This window comes from Sphingomonas jinjuensis, from assembly GCF_014197105.1.
In the GTDB taxonomy this organism is placed as follows: Bacteria; Pseudomonadota; Alphaproteobacteria; order Sphingomonadales; family Sphingomonadaceae; genus Sphingomonas; species Sphingomonas jinjuensis.
In genome coordinates, this window is the sequence record NZ_JACIEV010000019.1 from 1 (window position 1) to 19503 (window position 19503).

The 19503-nt window shown below is 65.3% G+C and carries 18 protein-coding genes and 1 pseudogene; 7 read left to right on the forward strand and 12 right to left on the reverse strand.

Translation table 11 applies throughout. From position 1 onward, the window contains the following. Positions 1-350 precede the first annotated feature (350 nt). The 5 genes and pseudogenes from GGQ80_RS18860 to GGQ80_RS17790 form a co-directional block, all read right to left on the reverse strand. Positions 351-446 (reverse strand): annotated as a pseudogene (locus GGQ80_RS18860) (hypothetical protein); the annotation flags it as partial. A gap of 88 nt (positions 447-534) precedes the next feature. Then, positions 535-1560, reverse strand: a complete 1026-nt coding sequence (locus tag GGQ80_RS17775) for a hypothetical protein (protein WP_183987365.1) — start codon at positions 1558-1560, stop codon at positions 535-537. Continuing rightward, positions 1560-2078, reverse strand: coding sequence for a hypothetical protein (locus tag GGQ80_RS17780; protein ID WP_183987367.1), 519 nt, complete (start codon positions 2076-2078; stop codon positions 1560-1562). Before GGQ80_RS17780 ends, GGQ80_RS17775 begins: the two co-directional genes overlap by 1 nt. Then, entirely contained in the window at positions 2075-3130 is a 1056-nt protein-coding gene (locus GGQ80_RS17785; RefSeq protein WP_221364491.1) for a glycoside hydrolase family 130 protein, read from the reverse strand. Before GGQ80_RS17785 ends, GGQ80_RS17780 begins: the two co-directional genes overlap by 4 nt. A gap of 140 nt (positions 3131-3270) precedes the next feature. Further along, positions 3271-4737, reverse strand: a complete 1467-nt coding sequence (locus tag GGQ80_RS17790; RefSeq protein ID WP_221364492.1) for an MFS transporter — start codon at positions 4735-4737, stop codon at positions 3271-3273. A gap of 176 nt (positions 4738-4913) precedes the next feature. On the opposite strand from GGQ80_RS17790, the gene GGQ80_RS17795 reads away from it, so the two are divergent. Genes GGQ80_RS17795 through GGQ80_RS17815 form a run of 5 tightly spaced genes read left to right on the forward strand, consistent with a single transcriptional unit; the run spans position 4914 to position 11403 of the window. Continuing rightward, a complete protein-coding gene (locus tag GGQ80_RS17795) occupies positions 4914-7220 on the forward strand; it encodes a TonB-dependent receptor (protein ID WP_221364493.1) in 2307 nt (768 codons plus the stop codon). 52 nt (positions 7221-7272) lie between these two features. After that, positions 7273-8226: an alpha/beta hydrolase gene (locus GGQ80_RS17800; RefSeq protein ID WP_183987373.1), complete on the forward strand. Its 954-nt coding sequence runs from the start codon at positions 7273-7275 to the stop codon at positions 8224-8226. Further along, positions 8223-8915, forward strand: a complete 693-nt coding sequence (locus tag GGQ80_RS17805) for a TetR/AcrR family transcriptional regulator (RefSeq protein ID WP_221364494.1) — start codon at positions 8223-8225, stop codon at positions 8913-8915. The genes GGQ80_RS17800 and GGQ80_RS17805 overlap by 4 nt, the downstream gene beginning before the upstream one ends. 11 nt (positions 8916-8926) lie before the next feature. Beyond that, positions 8927-10162 (forward strand): glycoside hydrolase family 1 protein, encoded by a 1236-nt coding sequence (locus tag GGQ80_RS17810; RefSeq protein WP_183987375.1) that lies wholly within the window; start codon positions 8927-8929, stop codon positions 10160-10162. Next, on the forward strand, positions 10162-11403 hold the full coding sequence (locus GGQ80_RS17815) for a serine hydrolase domain-containing protein (RefSeq protein WP_183987377.1): 1242 nt from the start codon (positions 10162-10164) through the stop codon (positions 11401-11403). The genes GGQ80_RS17810 and GGQ80_RS17815 overlap by 1 nt, the downstream gene beginning before the upstream one ends. A 6-nt stretch (positions 11404-11409) precedes the next feature. Here the strand turns inward: GGQ80_RS17815 and GGQ80_RS17820 are convergent, their stop codons facing one another. After that, entirely contained in the window at positions 11410-12198 is a 789-nt protein-coding gene (locus GGQ80_RS17820; protein WP_183987379.1) for a LysR substrate-binding domain-containing protein, read from the reverse strand. Positions 12199-12250: 52 nt separating this feature from the next. Between GGQ80_RS17820 and GGQ80_RS17825 the strand changes: the two genes are divergently transcribed. Both GGQ80_RS17825 and GGQ80_RS17830 read left to right on the forward strand, forming a co-directional pair. Next, a complete protein-coding gene (locus GGQ80_RS17825; RefSeq protein WP_246347195.1) occupies positions 12251-12973 on the forward strand; it encodes an IS6 family transposase in 723 nt (240 codons plus the stop codon). 113 nt (positions 12974-13086) lie between these two features. After that, complete coding sequence (locus tag GGQ80_RS17830) at positions 13087-13545, forward strand: DUF2059 domain-containing protein (RefSeq protein WP_183987381.1); 459 nt, start codon at positions 13087-13089, stop codon at positions 13543-13545. A 92-nt stretch (positions 13546-13637) separates the two neighbouring features. Here GGQ80_RS17830 and GGQ80_RS17835 read toward each other — a convergent pair whose 3' ends face one another. The 6 genes from GGQ80_RS17835 to GGQ80_RS17855 form a co-directional block, all read right to left on the reverse strand. Further along, on the reverse strand, positions 13638-14090 hold the full coding sequence (locus GGQ80_RS17835) for a DUF4279 domain-containing protein (RefSeq protein WP_221364496.1): 453 nt from the start codon (positions 14088-14090) through the stop codon (positions 13638-13640). A 107-nt stretch (positions 14091-14197) separates the two neighbouring features. Beyond that, entirely contained in the window at positions 14198-14404 is a 207-nt protein-coding gene (locus GGQ80_RS18865) for a DUF6980 family protein (RefSeq protein ID WP_425506083.1), read from the reverse strand. Between the two features lie 204 nt (positions 14405-14608). Further along, positions 14609-15061 carry a hypothetical protein gene (locus GGQ80_RS17840; RefSeq protein ID WP_183987383.1) on the reverse strand — a complete coding sequence of 151 codons (453 nt, stop codon included), beginning with the start codon at positions 15059-15061 and terminating at the stop codon, positions 14609-14611. A 93-nt stretch (positions 15062-15154) separates the two neighbouring features. After that, positions 15155-15634, reverse strand: a complete 480-nt coding sequence (locus GGQ80_RS17845; protein WP_183987385.1) for an OmpA family protein — start codon at positions 15632-15634, stop codon at positions 15155-15157. Next, positions 15631-17463, reverse strand: coding sequence for a hypothetical protein (locus GGQ80_RS17850; protein ID WP_221364497.1), 1833 nt, complete (start codon positions 17461-17463; stop codon positions 15631-15633). The genes GGQ80_RS17845 and GGQ80_RS17850 overlap by 4 nt, the downstream gene beginning before the upstream one ends. A gap of 777 nt (positions 17464-18240) precedes the next feature. Next, positions 18241-18741, reverse strand: a complete 501-nt coding sequence (locus GGQ80_RS17855) for a hypothetical protein (protein WP_221364498.1) — start codon at positions 18739-18741, stop codon at positions 18241-18243. Between the last annotated feature and the right edge of the window lie 762 nt (positions 18742-19503).

Genomic DNA, 19503 nt, shown 5'->3' on the forward strand with positions numbered 1-19503 from the left:
TCCGGTTCCGCTTCGCTCCACCTACGACCGGCAATGGCAGCGGAGACGACAATGCACTAACTAACAACCCGGACCACCCCGTGGGGGCTGCTCATTGATCCGATCACCGTCACGCTACGCCGCGATAAGCGGCGCGTTTAGAAAGACCTCCACGCCAGCAGCGGCCCAGACCTCGTCGAGTGCGATCTTCACCGCTTCGTTATCGAGGAGCACGAACGTACCGCGAAACTTGACGGGCACTCGGTACCGCCGCGCGCGCACGCGCCCAGGATCTCGGCGGCGGCGCCCAACACTGTCGGCCGCGGTTTATTGTTGATGGTGAAGAGGCCGCAATATGTCTGGACGCATTTCTACGTCACCGCCCCTCCAAGGAAGCCCACACCCTCGATCAGCGCGACCCGCGTGCCAGCCTGCGCGGCGCCGGCAGCTGCCGTGACACCTGCGCTGCCCCCGCCAACTCGATCACGTCATATCGCTCGTGCACGATTTGCCTCGTTCTCTTCCAGTTATCGTTCCTGCTAAGATCCTCGCGCTTTACTGCGCGAGCGGTACCGTGGCCGGTCCGGCATCCGGGTTGGGACGCAGCGCAATCGTGTTCGCATCCGCGTCGAACAGCACGTCGTAAGCATAGAACGGCAGCGTGCCCGCATGTATCACGACCTGATTGCCGGCCTGTGGCTTGAAGTTCGCCGTCGCTCCATGATCGCGATCGCCGGTGACGAAGCCGATAGCCGGGGCGGGCCTCGGCTGCGTCGGTGCAAAGCCGATCCGCGCGCGCCGATCGGGTCTCCACGCGGGCGGGCGCTCAGCCCCCAACACGCTCAAACCGGGAGCACCGGTGTCGAGCAGCGTCGGTCCGCACAGCGAGCGCGCGCCGGACAGCGCCAGCGCCAGGCAGCCCCGCACCGTACCGCGGCCGCTGGCGGTCAGCGGTATGAAGCCAGCGGTGTCGCGGGCATCAGGGTTCAGCACAAGCGTTCCCGTCCCGCGCCCGCGTTGCGGCAGGTGAACGATCCAGCGGTGAACGCCCAGACCCGGGAATGGATTGGCGATGCGCCCGATTTCCAGTCGCGTGCCGATGATTGCGGTGAACCCCTGTCCCGGCTGACCCGATCCCATCAGCCCGTAGGCCGACGGCGCCAGGTGCGAAGCCGGGCAGTCGGGCTGTTTCGCAACGCACCCAACGTTATTCACCGCCTGGACGATCACCCGGCCGCGCGCCGCACCGATCGACAGCCCGACGAGCGCGCGCTTGCCGTCGAGTTCCACGCCGCTGCCATAGCTGTATGTCTCGTCGACGTCGCTCTGCACCACCTGCGCGCGCGCCGCAGCGCGCGGTAGCAGCCGCAGTCCGGTCGAGCCAGTATCGAACCCGGTAAGGATCGGCACGCCGTTGACGACGACCTCGATCGCGTAGCGAACCGACCCAGCGCCCGCGATCACCACCTCGCGGATCGGCACCGTGCTACGCGGCGCCTGCTGCGCGCTGGCGGGCACCGCGGACGCCACGCCTGCCAGCATCGCGCCGATCGCCGGGTACAGCTTGGACGCGCGCGCCATCACTGCGCCGCCTTCAGCTGGGCGATGGCCGTCTGCGATCCCGCCAGCGCCCGAGCGACGAGGCGACCGTTCGATGAGGTGGGGTTACGGGCATAGTCTTCAGCCAGACCCCCGGCGCTCGCATTATCGAAGCCGAGCGCGCTGAGGCGCATTTCGGCACGCCGACGGGCCAGAAGCTGACGAGCGCCGGCCGCTCCCATCACCTTAGGGTCTGGATCGAGCCAGAAGTAGCCAGGGCTGGTGCGGCTACCCACGCGGCAATCGATGGGGCGGGTTACCGTGACGCCATGCAAGCGTTGTGGCAGGCACTGACCGTGATCTTCACAATAGAAGGTGTTGCCTCCTTCTCGTCGGACGAACGTCGCCGGCGCTATCTCACCCGCTTGCCAGCTGCGACCCATGTCGTCGGTAACGGCGCTCACGACGGCGATGCGGCATTCCGGTGTCTCGCGAGCCGTTGCGGTTCCGGCTGCCATCGCGAGCGGAGGGGCAATCGCGAGAAGAGTGTAGATCTTCATGCAGGATCTCCATCGTTCCAAACTGATGAGAAAATGGGCGACCTTGTGATCGTCGGTCCGCGCGATACGCCTAAGCGCGAGTCGGCGAGCCCGACGAACAGCCACCAGCGCCCTTCGAAAGCAACGAGCCCTTCCGCGAAGCAGACGTTGCCGACCTGGCCCTGCGCCTCGGCCGGATCGATGCGCAGGAACGGTTCGGCCAGGCGACCGACGACCGCCATGGGATCGTGCGCGTCGAACAGAAACTGGCCAGGCTGATAGGCGAGCGGCGGCGTATCGCCGACGCCGCCTTCGAAATGGTTGGTGCCATTATAGATCAGGACGACGCCGTCTTGGGTCAGCACGGCGGGCGGGCCCGGTTCGGTGAGCAGCGAATCGAAACGATGCCGTCGGGGTCCGGCGATCGCGCGCAGGCCCTTGGGTCCCTCGATACGATCGATGGTCCAGTGGCCCATCGGTCCCTTCAGGGAGGGATCCCAGCTGAGGTAGCGATCGGGCGCGGTTTCGCTCTCAACCGGCGTCCAGCGTACCAGATCGGTTGAGGTCGCAGCGAAGATCATGCCCTCGCCCCAGTACATCCAGTATACGCCGTCGATCTTCGCCGCGACCAGCCGCCCGCCATCCAGCGTCGTTACGATCGCGCCCGATTTGGTTGGGCGACGGACATAGGGCGATCCCGCAAACGCCGGGCCGTGCTTCGTCCAATGTCGGAGGTCCGGCGAGGTCGCCACGAACAGGCAGCCGACCTTGCCGTCGAATGCCGTGTAGGTGCAGACATAGCCGCCGTCGGGCGCGGCGACGACGCGCGGGTCTTCGAGCCCGCCCGGCCATTCCCACGCCTGCCATCGGTCGTCCGCCGGAAAGAGCACGGGTTCGGGATCGAGGTCGAAGTGCAGGCCGTCGCGGCTGGTGGCGAGGCCGATGCGCGAGGTTCCGGCATAGCGCCCGACGCTATCCTCGCCGCGCACCAGCAGGCAGATGTGGCCATCATGCACGACCGCGCCGGGATTGAAAATGTCCTTCGCCGCCCAATCAAGCGCCGTGCCCGACAAGGGGCAGGCGAAAGTGGCGCCGGGACGGCTCTCCAGTAGACGGAGGGGCGGCTCGAACGGACCGATAGCCCAAGAGGGCAACGCTGGCGAAGAGGTCATGATATCCTTGCAGTTCGATGACGAAGGGCTTTGACGGGCGATCAGTCCAAGGGGCGGGGTGAAGCGACGAAGACGCCCCGCCGACGAGCGCCGAGGTCTCGACGGATTGCGGCGTGGCGCTTTGCATCGAGCCGGTAGAACAGGCACAGCGCCGCCGCGGCGAGCGCCAGCACGCCGGCACCGGGGCCGTTGATAAGGCCGATCCATCGGATCGTGCCGGCGGTGAGGCGGACGGCGCCGCCGCCGGCGCTCTGAAAGCCGATCGCCTGCAGCGCGAGGCCCGAGACGAGCGAGCCGAGACCCGACGCTGCCTTGGTGGCGAAGGCCCAGCCCGCGAAGTACAGTCCTTCGCGGCGCGCGCCGAACAGATGCTCGTGCTCGTCGGCGGCGTCGGCCATCATCGAGGCGAAAGCGATTCCCGCCGCCGCCATCAACATCCCACCGAGCAGGACGGCGGCAGACAGGACGGCGACGAGCGTCTGGCCCTCAAAAGGAAACAGGCCCAGCAGCCGTAGCGTCGCGGGCAGCGATGTCGACGAGGCGAGCCCGACCATCCCGATGAGTAAAACGGTTCGTTTCTCGATGCGCGCCAGCATCGGCGCCGCGAGCGGGGCGCCCAGCAGCAGACCGGCGAACAGCGATAGCGTCACGATCTGGATCTGCGCCGCGCTCAGCCGCCAGAAATAGGTGTTCGCGTGCAGGCCAAGCGAGCTGTGGATCGCGAGCGACGTGAACAGCAGTAATGCCCCTATGAATAGCGTTCGGAACGACTGATTGCGAAAGATTTCTCCCACCTCGGCCAGCAGGCGCAGGTGCAGCGACCCCGGCTGGTTGGCGGCGACGACATGTTGCCGGTCACGCATAGAGGCGAGCGTGCGCATCGCGATCAGCGCGCCGACCGCTGCGATCGCTGCCAGGCTGATCGCGAGGGGGGTGTAGCCGCCGCGCCGCGACAGGCCGCCGTCGCCACCGAGAAACACGCCGAATCCGAGCACGATCGCGACGAGCGCTCCGACCATCGCAAAGGCCCAGCGCCACATCGCGATCGATGACCGCTCGGTGTAATCGTCGCTGATCTCGGCGCCCACGGCGTTGTAGGGCAGCAGGAACAGCGACATTCCGACGCGCAGGCCGATCGACAGGAAGGTTAGCCAGGCGAACAGCGTCAGCTGGCTCCACCCACTCGGCAGCGAGAACATCGCGATGAGGAAGGCGGCGGTGGCGGGTAGGCCCATCATCATGAACGGCAAGCGCCGTCCGAATCGGGAGCGACTGTTGTCGGACAGCGATCCTATCAGCGGGTCGACGACGGCGTCGACGGCAAGCCCGACGGCTAGCGCGATCCCCGCCAGGGCGGCGGATAAACCGGCAACGGTCGTGACGTAGAAGAACAGGAAGATGTTGACACCCTGTCCCGCGATACCGTCGAGCAGGGCGCCCGCCGAATATCCCAGCGTCGCCCGACGGGTCAGCGGCGCCAGCGCGCGACCGTCTATGGGCACGTTCACAACCTGCGAGGCTTCAACACCTTCGCGGAATAGCGCGCTTTCCATGATCCTCTCCGATCTCGTCCAACCCTAGCGCACTTTCATCATGAATCAACAAAAAGGATGGACGTTTTGTTTATGATGGGTAAGATGGGCATTACCGGCGGCGACACGACCGCCAGGTTGGAGGGGGTTCGATGATGAGAAAGAAGGTCATCGCAGCATTCGTCTGCAGCACCTCGGCGATCGGCGCGCTGCCGGCTGCGGCGCAGCAGACTGTGCCGGCACGCACGGCTGCGCAGCCCGGCAACGCCGCCGCTCCGGCCGAGGCACAGGCGGAGGCGGGCGATATCGTCGTTACGGCCAACAAGCGCGAAGAGCTGTTGAAGGACGTGCCGATCAGTCTCGCGGTAGTGTCGGGTGACCAGCTGACGCGCCAGAACGTAAACGAGGTGGCCGAACTGACGCGCAGCGCGCCAGCGCTCAACACGGCGGGACCGTTCGGCGCACTGAGCATCCGTGGCATCGGCAGCATCTCCTTCTCCCGTTCGTCGGAGGGCAGCGTTGGCGTCGTGGTCGACAACGTCGCGCTCGCCGGCACCTCGACCAATCCGCCACTGCTGTTCGATGTGGCGCGCGTCGAGGTGCTCGAAGGGCCGCAGGGCACGTTGTTCGGCCGCAATTCGTCAGCGGGTGTGCTCAACATTGTCACCAATGCGCCCGATCCTTCGCGGACCGAGGTAATCGCACACGCCGACGTCGGCTCTCGCAACACCTATGTCGGGCGCGGCGTCGTCAACCTGCCAATCGCCGACAACGCCGCGCTGCGGGTTGCCGGATCCTACGCCCAGGCGCCCGAGACGCAGTTCAACCGCTTCGATGGCAGCTGGCAGCGCCAGCGCAATTATGCGACGCGCGCCCGCTTCCTGTGGGAGCCGACGTCGGACATCACGATCAACCTGATCGGCGATTACAGCGACTATGATAAAGGGGGTGGCGCGCCCTGGTCGGTCTTCGTCGCAACCCCCGGCAGCCGCCTGTCGCAGCGGCTTGCGGCATGCGGCATCGTCGTCGGTGCAGAAAACCAGCAGGGTTGTGTCGATGGCGGCAACCGGGGATGGACCGAAAGCTATGGCTTCTCGAACCAGGTCGACATGCGGATCGGTGACCACACGCTCACCTTGATCAGCGCCTATCGCGCGGTCGAGGGTGAGGTACCGGCCTATGACGTCGACAGCGTGCCGATCTATCGCCTCAATCAGACCGGCCCGTCGGACACCCACAACTTCAGCCAAGAGGTGCGGTTGACCTCGCGATCGGGCGGCACGCTAGAATATGTCGGCGGGCTATACTATTTTGACAGCGAGTTCGACGGATCGGTCCAGCAGCTGGGCCCCGTCGCGACCGACGCCGGCATTCCCTTCACGTTGGGCCAGCGCCTGATGACCCACGCCCAGACGACCAGCGTCGCGGCGTTCGGGCAGGCGACGCTTCGCCTCGCCCCTGCAGTGAGGCTGATCCTGGGCGCGCGTTACGGCAACGAAACCGTCAGCGCGCGCACCGATGCGGCGCTCGCCCCCGGGGCGGTGGCGCCGGTGGGCAGCCTGGCGCCGGTGCGCGGGCGGGTGAGCGACGATTATTTCTCGTACCGCGGCGGCGTCCAATTCGACGTCAGCCGGGATGTGATGATCTACGGCACCTACACGCGCGGCTATAAAGGGCCGTCGGTGAACGACCAGGCAGCGGGTCCGACGATCCCCGTCCTGGTCCGCCCCGAGATTCCCAAGTCCGGCGAGGTCGGCATAAAGGCATCGGCCTTCGGCGGGCGGATGACCGCGAGCCTTGCGGGCTTCTACACCAAGGTCGACGACTTTCAGGCGCAGTTCTTCGACCCCGTCGCGGCGGCGTTCGTCTTCGGTAACGCGCCGTCGCTGACGACCAAGGGCGTGTCGTTCAACCTGTTCGGACGGCCGACGCGCGGGTTGTCGCTCAATCTTGGTGCGGTCTACAACGATGCCCGCTACGGCGATGGCTATCTGGTTGCCTGCGCACAGCAGCAGACCGCAGCGCAGGGTTGCATCCCGCAAGTGGTCAACGGCGCGACGATCGGCCGGGTCGATGATGCAGGTGGCAATCGCCTGGTCGGTACGCCGGAATGGAAGGTCACCGCCAGCGGCGAATATGCCGCCGACCTGTCGTCGCGGACGCAGGCGTATCTCCAGGCTGACATGGTCTACACGTCGCGCATCAACTGGGACGCCGCGTTCAATCCCATCGCGCAGAACGCACCGGCGGCGCTCTTCGGCGGGCGGCTGGGCCTGCGTTTCGCCGACCAGCGCTTCGGCATCGCGGTGTTCGGGCGCAACCTGTTCGACGTCTATCGCCCCACGGTGCGTTTCGCGACCCCGACGGCGGCGTTGCAGCTCGACCCGCGATCCTATGCGCAGATCAGCGGGACGGACTCGCGCCGCGTCATCGGCCTCAGCCTCGATGCCAAATTCTGAACAGCAAGCCAAAGGGGGCGGCGGCGGTCTTCGGGCCGCCGTCGATAACGGCATGAGCGACGATCCACACCAGTTCATCGCGCCATCGGTGTCGCCGGAGGCGGCTGCGATCCTGCGGATGGTCGCGAACGCGCTCGCCGCTTTGCCGCCGCGACCGATACCGACCACCCAGGCCGCGTTCGACATCGCTGCAGCCGATGCCGAACGCTGGGCCGAGGCGATGATCGCGACGCCCTTTGCGTGGCTCGACCCCGCGGTTGCGGAGTGGGATGCGGGGGGAGTCCGGATCCTGACCGTGACGCCGAAGACTGTCGCTCGCGGCGCGGCGGCGCTGGTCTATATTCACGGCGGCGGCTTCGTCAGCGGATCGGCGCGATCGTCCCGGCTGACCGCCGCGCTGGCGGCGGCGCATAGCGGCCGCGTCGTTCACTCGATCGACTATACGCTGGCGCCGCGGGCCGATCATCGCCGCATCCTCGACCAGGTGACGGGCAGCTGGAACGCCATCGTGGCACGCGAAGGCGCGATCCCCGGCTTGTTCGGCGACAGTGCGGGGGGCTGTATCGCCGCCGCTGCGACGCTGCTGCTGCGCGACCGCGGCAATCCCTTGCCGGGTGCGCTGGCCTTGCTCTCGCCGGTCGTCGATCTGGCGGGTGGCGGCGACACCAACCGGACGCTGGCGGCAGTGGACTATCTCGACCGCGACCGACTGGATCCCGGGCTACGCGGCTATGCACCAACATCGGAATGGGGGTCGCCGCTCGCATCGCCGATCCACGGCGACTTCACCGATTTTCCGCCGACGTTGCTTCAGGTCGGGACGCGCGAGCTGCTGCTCAGCGACAGCGTCCGGTTCCACCGCGCGCTCCGCGCTGCCGGGCGGTCGTCGCGGCTGGAGGTGTTCGAAGGCATGCCGCACGTGTTCCAGCCGTTATTGGCCGAAACGCCCGAAGGCATCGCGGCATGGTCGGACATGGCGGCGTTCTGGCGGGAGCATCTGGCATGACGCAGGGGATGCTGGTGCCGCCTGGGCGCGTCACTAGAATGCGTCGCATGACGCAAGACACGCCCAAGCCCGCCATTCGTCGCCGCCGCCCGCAGGCAGAGCGCAGCGCCGATACCCGCGCCAAGGTCATCGAGGCGGCGATCGCCTGCCTGCATAGGGCGGGATACAGCGCCACCACGATCAGCACGGTCGCCGACGAGGCAGGCGTCAGCCGCGGCGCCATGACGCATCATTTCCCGGCCAAGACCGACCTGATGCTGGCGGTCGTTGCCGCCGTCTTCGAGGAAGACGGCGTGCTGTATGGCCGCACCATCGCCAAGATGGACCCCATCGCCTGGCTGCGGGCGCTGCCGGAGACGATGTGGGCGGTCATGAGCCGGCCGGCGGGCATTGCGGTCATGGAGATCATGCTCGCCTCGCGTTCCGATCCCAGCCTCGCCGAACCGTTACGGGCGTTGCAGAGCCGCATCGACGATCAGGCGCATCGCTGGAGTCGCGAGCGGATCAGGGCCGCCGGGCTGGAGCCTCTACCGGACGCCGATGCGCTCCACGAACTCTGGGTCGCCGCGCTTCGTGGTCTCGCGCTCGAGTCGACGTTCATGAACAACGCCGAAAACGTTCGCGGCGCGCTGGCCGCACTCTCGGATTCGATGCGCCGATTCTATCCCGCGCTCGCCGACAAGCCCTGAAGGAACCCATCTTGGCCGATCCGTCCCGTCGCCCCGTGCCTGCCAACTTCCTGTGGGGATCTGCGATCTCGGCGCACCAGACCGAGGGGAACAACGTCAACGCCGACGCCTGGCTCTGCGAGAACGTCTCGCCCAGCGTCTATGTCGAGCGATCGGGCGACGCCTGCGATAGCTGGGACCGACATGAACTCGACTTCGATATAGCGGCGGGCCTGGGCTTCAACTGCCACCGTATTGGCATCGAATGGGCCAGGATCGAACCCGAGCAAGGCCATTTCTCGCACGCGGCGCTCGATCATTACCGCCGCGCACTCGAGGCGCTGCACGCCCGCGGACTGGCGCCGATCGTCACCTTCAACCATTTCACCGTCCCGCGCTGGTTTGCGGCGCGCGGTGGGTTCGAGGTCGCGGACGGCGCCGATCTGTTCGTCCGCTACGTCGCGCGCGCGGCAGCGGCGCTCGGCGATCTGATCGCCTATGCGCTGCCCTTCAACGAAGCGAACATCCAGCGCCTTGTGACGCTGCTGCGCGGTGGCCAGCCGGTGGGGGACGAGGCGCAGGCGATGCTGGCCGCCTGCGCGAAGGCGTGCGGCACGGATCGCTTTTCCTCGCTGCTGTTCGCGCCGCTGGCCGCCTGCGAGCCGGTGATGATCGATGCGCAGGCGAAGGCGATGGCGGCGCTGAAGGCCGGGCCCGGCAGCTTCCCGGTCGGCCTGTCGCTGACGATGCAGGACGTTCAGGGGGTCGGCGACGGCAATCTGGCCGCGGTGGTGACGGACCTGCTGTACGGGCCATGGCTGGAGGCGGCACGGGGTGCGGATTTCGTGGGCGTGCAGACGTACACGCGAGTTCGCGTCGGCCCCAAGGGGCCGCTGCCCCCCGCGCCTGAGGCGGAGATGACGACCGCTGGTTACGAATTTTATCCGCAGGCGCTGGGCAACACGATCCGGCTGGCGCACGCCCGCGTCGGGCGCCCGATCATCGTCACCGAAAGCGGGATCGCGACCGACGACGACACGCGGCGCATCGCGTTCATCGACGGCGCGCTTGCCGAGGTGCGGCGCTGCCTGGCGGACGGCATTCCGGTGGGGGGCTATATCTGCTGGTCGCTACTCGACAATTTCGAATGGACGCGCGGGTATCGCGAGCGGTTCGGCCTCGTCCATGTCGATTATGAGACGTTCGCGCGGACGCCCAAGCCAAGCGCCCACCATCTGGGCGCCATCGCCCGTTCGGGGCTGGTCTGATGCCCCTCACGCCGCTGCCGATCGCATCGCCCGACGAGGTGGGGTTGTCCGGGGCCGGGCTCGCGACGCTCGACGCGGCACTGCAGGCGCATATCGATGCCGGCACGATCGCGGGCGCCGTGATGATCGTCGCGCGACAGGGTCGGGTCTGCCACCAGGCCGCGCTCGGCCGCCGCGATGTTGCGAGCGACGCCCCCGCCAGGATCGACGACCTGTTCCGCATCTTTTCGATGACGAAGCCGATCACCGCCGCGGCGATGATGTCCCTGTGGGACGAGGGGCGGTGGACCTTGGACGATCCCATCGCGCTGCACCTGCCCGAATTTGCGGGCGTCGAGGTCTGCGCCGGAAAAGACGGCGAGGGGCGGATGGTGCTGGAGGCGCCACAGCGCCCGCCGACGCTGCGCGATCTGTTCACCCACACCGCAGGCCTCAGCTATGGGACGCGGCTGTCGGACCCGAACGATCCGGTCGACGCCGTCTATCAGGCTGCCGGCGTCTGGGATGCGCGCGACCTCGCTGACATGGTGACGCGACTGGCGCCGTTGCCGCTCGCGTACCATCCTGGCACGTCGTGGCGGTACAGCCTGGGCATGGACGTGGAGGGCGCGATCATCGAGCGTCTGACCGGACAGACGCTCGCCGCCGTGATGAAGCAGCGGCTGTTCGACCCGCTCGGCATGACCGAAACGCGCTTCTTTACGCCGCCTGCGGATCGTGCGCGATTGGCGACGCTCTACCTCAAATCGCCCGGTCAGCCGCTGACCGAACTGGACAACCCGATGTTTGCCGATGCGAGCCGTGAACCGCCGCTCGCCTGGGGTGGCGCCGGGCTGGTGTCGACAGCAAGCGATTACGTCCGTTTCGCGGCGATGCTGCTCGGGCGCGGCAGCCTGGATGGCAAGCGGGTGTTATCGGACGCGGCAGTCGATCTGATGCTGAAAAACCATCTGTCGCAGGCACTGATCGAGCGCGGCTTCGTCATGGGGCATCAGCGGATCGGGCCGGGCCGCGGTTTCGCCCTGAACGGCAGCGTCTTCACCGATCCCGCGCTGGCCGGTGTAGCTGTGGGTCGCGGTACGTATCAATGGGATGGGGCCGCCGGCACCTGGTTCTGGATCGATCCTGCCTACGACCTGCTGTGCGTCGGCATGACCCAGACGATGTCCTATACCGCGCCGGCGCTGCAGGCGGAAATGCAGGCGCTGCTCGGGCGATTGCTGGTCGACGCCCCGGCCTGACTCGTGTCAGCTTCGCGCGACGAGAGTGGTGAGGCCGGCGGCGAGGGCGTCGAACACGACGCGACACCTGGTGCTGGAGCGGAGATCCTCGTGCATCACGATCCAGAGCGGCAGGTCGAGCGCGAAGGCGTCGGGCAGGACGCGGACGAGCGCGGGGTCGCGTGCGGCGATGATGGTCTGGCAGATGCCGATCCCGAAGCCTGCGCGCAGTATGGCGACCTGCGCCACCGTGCTGTCTACCCGCATGGCGAAATCGTCCGGGTGCAGGCCGGGCAGCATCGGCAGGATGGCCCTGCCGATGGCGGAGTTGGTGTCGGTGCCGATCAGATCATGGGTTTTGAGGTCGCCGATCGCCATCGGCGTGCCGCGTCGCTCCAGATAGTCACGGCGCGCGAACAGCCCCAGCGTGACCTTGCCCAGCCGCCGCGCGATCAGCGCCTGCTGCACGGGCTCGGTCATCCGCAGTGCGATGTCGGCTTCGCGCAGCAACAGATCGCTCACCGCATCGGTCGCCGCCAGTTCGATCGCCAGTGCCGGATGGTCGCGACGCAGGTTCGCCAGCAGGGGCGGCAGATGCTCGACCGCGAACACTTCGGCCGCGGTGACGCGCACCGTGCCGGCAGCGTCGCCGTCGGCCGACGAGGCCGCCCGCAACAGCGCGTTGGCGGTGCCGACCAATGCGTCGCTGAAAGGCCGCAGCGCGAGCGCTCGATCGGTCGGCGACAGCCCCCGTTGCGAGCGCAGGAACAATGCCCCGCCGATCGCCTGTTCGAGCGCTTCGATATGGCGCGCCACGGCTCCGTCAAACCAACGTGGCAGTGGGGGCGGGGAATGATACTGCCGGTGAATGAGCCGGAAATCGAGGGCGCTGCCGCCTAGCCCGTTTCGCCGTTTCAACTCCTCGCCAGAGGTGATCCGGTTGGTGGTGCTGATGTACGTGCGCTTTCCGCTGTCACTGCGGAACGTGGAGGATCTGCTGTTCGAACGCGGCGTTGATATCTGCCATGAGACGGTGCGGCTGTGGTGGAACAGGTTCGGCCCTCTGTTCGCCGGTGATATCCGCCGCCAGCGTGTGAGCCGCATGCGAGGCTTTCGCCACTGGCGCTGGCACCTGGACGAAATGTACGTGAAGCTGAACGGTGAGATGGTCTACCTGTGGCGAGCGGTGGATCACGAGGGCGAAATCCTCGAGAGCTACATCACTCGGACTCGCGACAAGAATGCAGCGCTCGCCTTCATGAAGAAGGCGTTGAAGCGGCACGGTTCGCCCGAGGCGATCATCACCGATGGTTTGCGCAGCTACCGTGCGGCGATGAACGATCTAGGCAACGCCGAGAAGCAAGAGGTCGGTCGCTGGGCTAACAACAGGGTGGAGAACAGCCACCTGCCGTTCCGACGACGAGAGCGAGCGATGCTGCGTTTCAGGCAGATGAAGACGCTACAGAAGTTCGCCTCGGTCCACGCCAACGTCCACAACCACTTCAGCCTCGAACGCCACCTCATTAATCGCCAAACCTACCGGGAACGACGCTCCGCCGCGATGGCGGAGTGGCAGGCGCTCGCCAGCTAGGCTGCGACCTTCAAAGACCGACCTGCATCGTGTGGAGAGCGGTTCGCGTTAAACTGACAGCACCCTTATCGGCGCTAATCGGCAGCTTTCTCGCCGATAAGCCGAGCGCGCGAATGACGCCAAACCAGCCCTATCCTTCGGCGAAGATCGAGGCGCCAGCAAGCGCGAGCAAGCTTGCCCTTATCAGGAGATTTCTCCGGGCCATTGGTCGGCAGGATCAGCTCGATAGCGGAAGCTTCCTTGAGCGATACGCCGTGCCGGGAGGTGTCATGTGGCAGATCAAACCGGGAGATCAGATAGAAGAGAATCTCCGCGGTGGCTTTGAGCTGCGGATGGCGGCGCTGAAAAGGGCATACGAAAAACACCGCGCGGCTTATCAGCAAGCTTACGAAAGCCACCTAAACTGGGAATTTACAGAGCAGGAACTCGCTACGATTGTGACGTTCCTCGAGAGCCGTGAAGGCCGGCACTATCTCGATGGGCGCTGGCGCATGGAGGCGTACACCGACACCAACACTGAAGATATCGAGCAGGGGATTGTAGCGGAGGCGCAAGCCAGCCTAGCGCAATAGCCACACATCCGGTTTCCACCACGATCGGCCGTCCAGCTATGCCGCGGCGACGCCTGAAAGCGGCCGGTCCGCTATCGCCCCAGTTGCAGTCATCACTCAGCTTGATCCGAGCCATAGATATCAAGATCTATGAGCAGACCCCGCTCCCCCAAGCGCAGCAGCGTCTCGGGCTGCAACGTCAGGCTTTCGTTCCCGCTGTTGAGAAACAACCCACAGAATGCCCGCCCCCGATGGCGCTGGGAAAAAGACCGCCACGCCACAAGGTCATTCGACAAACCGTCGAGCAGGCCGTTGATTTGACCATCCAGATCACCCCGTTCACAGCGCTCCGCCTCGATACGCCACGATCCACTCGCCGCTTCTTTTGCTGCTCCTGACGTTGTTTTCCACTCGCCGCCCTTGGCAACGCCGACAGTGGGTTCGGCGCCCAACGCTGCCGTAATTTCCGCCGGATCGAGATCGTCACCGTAGAAGCCAATTGAAGCGGCCGAATGATGTAAGGTGCCCATAGCGATCTCATCGCATGACTTGATGGACGCCGCCAAGCAGTGAACCGGCAATTTCCCACCAGCATCGCCCGTCCGGCCAGGCCTGGGCGTGCCGCGGAAGCGGACGTCCTACGCACGCGTTAGAAGCAGCTAATCCGCAGCCGCTATCGATCCATTGTGGCAAGGGCTGCGCCGCACCAAGGGCAGAACGCAATCTCGACCGCGCTGCTGCCGCCGTCGTGGATCATCAGACCATATCCGCCATTCATCTCGGCAATAAAGCTGTCAGGGCAGTCCTCGCGGTTGCTATGAACCAGGCAGACGCGGTTTAGATCGTCCCCCATCCGAGTGCAGCAGGGTGTCGCTTCCATATCGCCTTATGGAACGGCAACGACCTGCGGTGCAATGTCTGCTCCCCACCAGGATGCGTCATCTGGCCACCTCGAGGCGCACCCCGAAAGCAGACAGTCGGCTATCGCCCCAACTGCAGAACCATTAGGCTCGATAGTTGCTTCCCTTCAGCAGTGGTGGCGAGCGGACCAACAATGTCGTGACATTCGGCGAGCGGCGAAATGTCACGGATCGGGTTTCACATTCGATACCTCATCGATGCGTATCCTCGGCCGCCCCTGCTCAGTGCCGTCGACCACGCCTCGAATATCAGCTGTGTAATCTGCCATCCAGGGCGCCATCTGCTGGCTTTCGGAGGTCAGTGGTAAGCTCCCGGGCGGGATATCGACGACGACGATCTTTTGTCCGCACGACAGGGGAGCCATCATCGTCGGAACGACGTTGCTGGCGAGAAGCCGCACCCGCCCAGCTATCACTTGGCCCTGCCGAAACGAATCTGCATTCCAGCAGGGGGACAGCTTTGCGGCTGGCTCCGAGCAGCTCGACGCGGCAAGCGCACTCGCCGCGATGACCCAGACGGTTGAAGGCGAGGCTGGCTGGAGACGCATCAGCTCCGGTCCCAGCGCCTTGAGCACTCGCAGGATCACGGCTTGGTTCTTGCCGGAGCGATCGTCCATGCCACGATGGCGAAGACACCCGCCGCTAGCCTCACGAGTGCCGGACCGTGCGGGCCGTCTTCCAAGTCTCGACGCCACGGTTCACCGACCGTCCTATTCCGCAAGCGTGGTGACGACGACGCGCTGGTTCTCCGCTGCCGTTCCGCCCGGTCGCCGGGGTTCGCTGGTCCCGGCGTCGACGACCTTCATCTGGGCTCTCCGCAGTCCGCGACGGACAAGGTAATCTCGCACCGCGGCGGCTCTCCGCGCGGCCACGCCGGCCTTCTCTACGGAACTGGCATGCCCTTTGATCAAGAGCTTCACATGCCCCAGGACGAGGTCGGCCTCGAGGATCCGATCGAGGTAGTCGGACAATCCCGGGTCGATCTTCGACGAGTTACGATCGAAAAGAATGGTCCACGGCCCCGGGAAATAGTCGCTGATCACATGGTCGGGGGGAGGAGCAGTTTGCGCCTCGGCCACCGGCGGGACCGCAGTAGAGATGACAAGGGAGGCGCCCATCAGCACGGCGCGGAGGAGGGTGCCGCCGCGCTTTGCTCGTGCCGACACGATCTGCCAGGCGAAAGTCATCATGCGGCCAGATCCACGACTGGCGACAACGTGACGAAGCTCGCTGCAGACAGGGCCGTTCCGGCGGCGAGTTGGGCCAGGAGCACCGCGGCGCCCGAGCCGTTGGCATCGGCGTCGTAGAACAGCCGGCCGGTGGTCTGGTCGTAGATCAGCCGGTCGTCGCTATCCTGCGCCGCAGTGCCGAAGACGATCTCGCTCGCCTGAATGCCGCCGTCGGTAACGGCCGCGAAAACGTCGGTGGCGAGACCCATGCGGTCTATGCCTGCCTGAAAGTCGAAGATCGTGTCGACGTTGCCGCTCGCCGGCGTTGTGGTGAAGGCGAAGACGTCGGCGCCGCCGCCGCCGACCAGCGTATCCGCGCCGCCACGCCCGTCGAGCGTGTTGGCGCCATCGTTGCCGGCAACGACTTGAGACGTCTCGTTGCCCGTCAGCACCAGCGCCTCCGTCCCCGCGCGGTTCTGCGCGGCGAGCGTTTCGACACTGACGCCGGTGCGCAGCTGGTAGCTGACGCTGGTCACGACGGTGTCGTTGCCCTGACCAGCGTTCTCGACGATCGAGACGCGCGCGTCGCCGACGGCATAGGTGTCGTCTCCGAACAGGCCGATCAGCGTGTCCTGCCCGCCCGAGCCACCGTTGAGGATGTTGTTGCCGTAGTTGCCGATGACGAGCTGCGTCGCATAATTGCCAATCAGGTTGATCGCATCGGTCGCGGCGTTGACGACGGTCGAGAGCACCTCGACCTCATTGGCGCCGAGCGAATAGCTGACGGTCGCAAACACCGTATCGACGCCCCCGCCGTTGGCCTCGATCACCTGGTCGCCCATCGAGCGCACCTGATAGGTGTCGTTGCCGCCGAGCCCGATCAGCGTGTCGCCGCCGCCGGCGCCGGAGAGGATGTTCGCGCCTTCGTTGCCGATGATGACCTGCGCATCGGGGTTGCCGGTGATGTTGATCGCGTCGGTGCCGCTCGCGACCTGAAGCGTCTCGACCGAGGTCTTCTCGTTCAGCACGAAGTTCGACGCAGCCGCCGTCACGATCGCGACATCGCTGCCTTCGTTGGCGTTCTCGTAGATGAACAGCTTGGTGGAATCGACGACATAGGTGTCATTCCCGCGCAGCCCGATCAGCACGTCGCCCCCGCCGGAGGTCACGCCGCCGCCGGCGAGGCGGTTGTCACCATAGTCGCCGATGATGACCTGACTAAAGGAATTGCCTGTAAGGGCCATCCTGCTGTTCGTAAGCGAGTTGTTCGCGGTCGTCAGCGTCTCGACCTCGACGCCGTCCGAAAGAACGTAGCTGCTGAACTCTGCCGTGACTGCGTTACCAAAGCTATAGGCGTTGGACACAATCGCCGTGTCATTTCCTTGCCCGGCTTGCTCGATGATAATCGTGGCGGGGCTCTGGACGACATATTGGTCGTCACCGCGGCCGCCCATCAGCGTCACGGGCCCGGAATCGGAGACACCCGATACATAGATGATGTTGTTGCCATCGTTGCCTACGACCCGCAGCCCAGCATAGCCATACAGGTTGATCGGCTTGGTCCCTTCCGCGGCCCGCACCTCCTCTACGTTTTGTAGCTGGCCGCCGGAGACATCGACGGAGGAGATGACGATGTCATAGCCATCCCCTCCATCGACGCGATCGCCCGCGAGCTGCCCATTCGCCGATCGCGGCGAGTCGTCGACGTAGAAGACGTCGTTTCCGGCACCGCCACTCATCGAGTCCGCGCCAGCGCCCCCGTCGATCGTGTCGTCTCCGTCGCCGCCCTGGATCGTGTCGTTACCCGCAAGGCCGTTGATGACGTCGGCCTCACTGGTTCCGACAAGCACGTCCGGGTTATCGGTTCCATTGATCAACGCCATCCTAAATCTCCCGATAAACCGGCTTTGCCGCGGCTATATCTGGCGGAGCATGAATGGCCAATGCTGGCACATGTCAGGCGAAGTTGCTTTGATCGGTCTCGCTACTTCGGCGAAGTGAATGCAGTCGTTTGCGTAGCTTTCAAAGGCTCTACTCGTCGTGACAAAAAGTCAGTCGCCACGGCAACCTGCTCGGTCACGTCTCCTTCGGATGCAGGAGGAGTAAGAAACAGCAGGACAAACGGCATGCTGCGGTAAGTCAATCGGGTGCCGCATGCGTAGAAGGATGGCGGATCAGCCATGCAGGCTACCTCGAACCTGCCCATGCGCCGCCGCGTGCCCTGGCCTCGACTCACAGGGAGCACCGACATGAAGTCGGGAGGAACGATCCAATCGAACCGCTCGTCCAGGAGTAGATCGGCTTTGGGCGTGAGCCTCACGCGAGCATAGCGGGGACTCCCTTCCGAATAGGTCGCAGGGTCATCGGGTCTAAGCCGAATGGTCACTCCGCTCGTCCGAACTCGGCGATCGACCGGCTGTCGATCGTCGCAGCTGCTGGTGCAGATGAGCGCCGCGACCATGAGGGGGACTGGCGTGGGACCGCGCATCGGGACGATGTGGCTGCCCTGCCGTCGTTGGTCAACCGCGGCTACCGGATCGTTTTGGCTTCGGTGCCATGAAGTCCCAGTCATGAATGCGGGAAGTGAGCCGCCCTTGCCGCTCGCCGGTCGTCAAGCTGCGATCCCCTCAGCGCTTGAGTTGAAGTCTGGGGGCTGATGGACCGTCAGGCGCCACCCTCCGGCGCAAAAACGCATCGGCAGCAGCGACCTGCGCAGCTACTTCAGCCTCCGATTGAGGTGGAGTCTTGAACAGCAGCACGAAAGGCATCGATCGAAATAATGAATGTATTCCGCACCTGTAGAGCATCAGCGACCCTACGGCGCAGGCCAGTTCGAAGCGTCCCAGACGCCGCCGCTCGCCCTGCCCGAAGGCGACAGGAATGGATGACATGAAGTCGGCCGGAACGTTCCAGTCGAAACGCTCGTCCAGGGCAAGGTCGGTCTCCGCCGTCAACGGCACCCGCGCGTAGCGTGTTCCCTCGCCGACGTAGGACTGGGCATCTCCTGGCTTGAGCCGGATCGTGACGCCGTGGATCCGCACCTCCTCAGGTGAGGGTTCCTGGCGCTGACAGGCAAGAGCACCCGCAAGCGCCAGGACTGTCATCGCAAGAACCGAACGGCGAGGCATGCTGTCTGATTCGGCGAAGGCGCGCCGAATGTCCAATGATCGCAATGCATCGCAACTAAACCTCCGCACGTGCTGTCGCCCATTGGAGGGACGAATGTGCCTCTCCCTTCTGCCGCAGACCCGCGAAGCCACTGGCGGCCCGCATTCGGCCGGTAGGATAGGTGTGTCTCATTCCCGTAAGCGGACGTTCCGCTATCTGCCCACTTGCGCACCTAAGCCAACAGATCTCAGATTGTCCGATGGCGGTAGAAAGAAGAAGGCTCTTTGACGAAGCTAAGGCTCGATGGCCGTCCGTCGTTCGGGTCGTCCCCACTGTTGGTTGGCCGCCGTTCCGCGCAGAGCCAGGCCTCGTGGATCTCTACAATGGCGTCCAAGCGGCTTGCGATCCTGCGAATGAGTGGACTGAGGAACATGAGTGGACGGGGCTTGCAAACTGGTCCTTTCATCAAGCCCTCTGGACGATAGCCGAGCAGGCGACCGAGGAGCGAGACGTCGGCCGTGATGAGGTAACGTTCGAGATGTTTGACGACTGCATGCGCTCCAATCTTGCGGCGAATTGTTGGGTCGCCGAGCGTCGCAAGTATGAGGACAGCCCGCCTAGCTTCCACTGACATGAACCTCCGCTTCCCCCCACGATCGGCCGTCCCGCGCTGCCGGGGCCGCACCTAAAAGCGTTGGGGTGGACGCCCCCTGACGGCATCGATGTGCCAGAGTGGAGGTGTTGAAGCACCACTGCAGGAGGCGTCCATGGAAGAGGTTAGC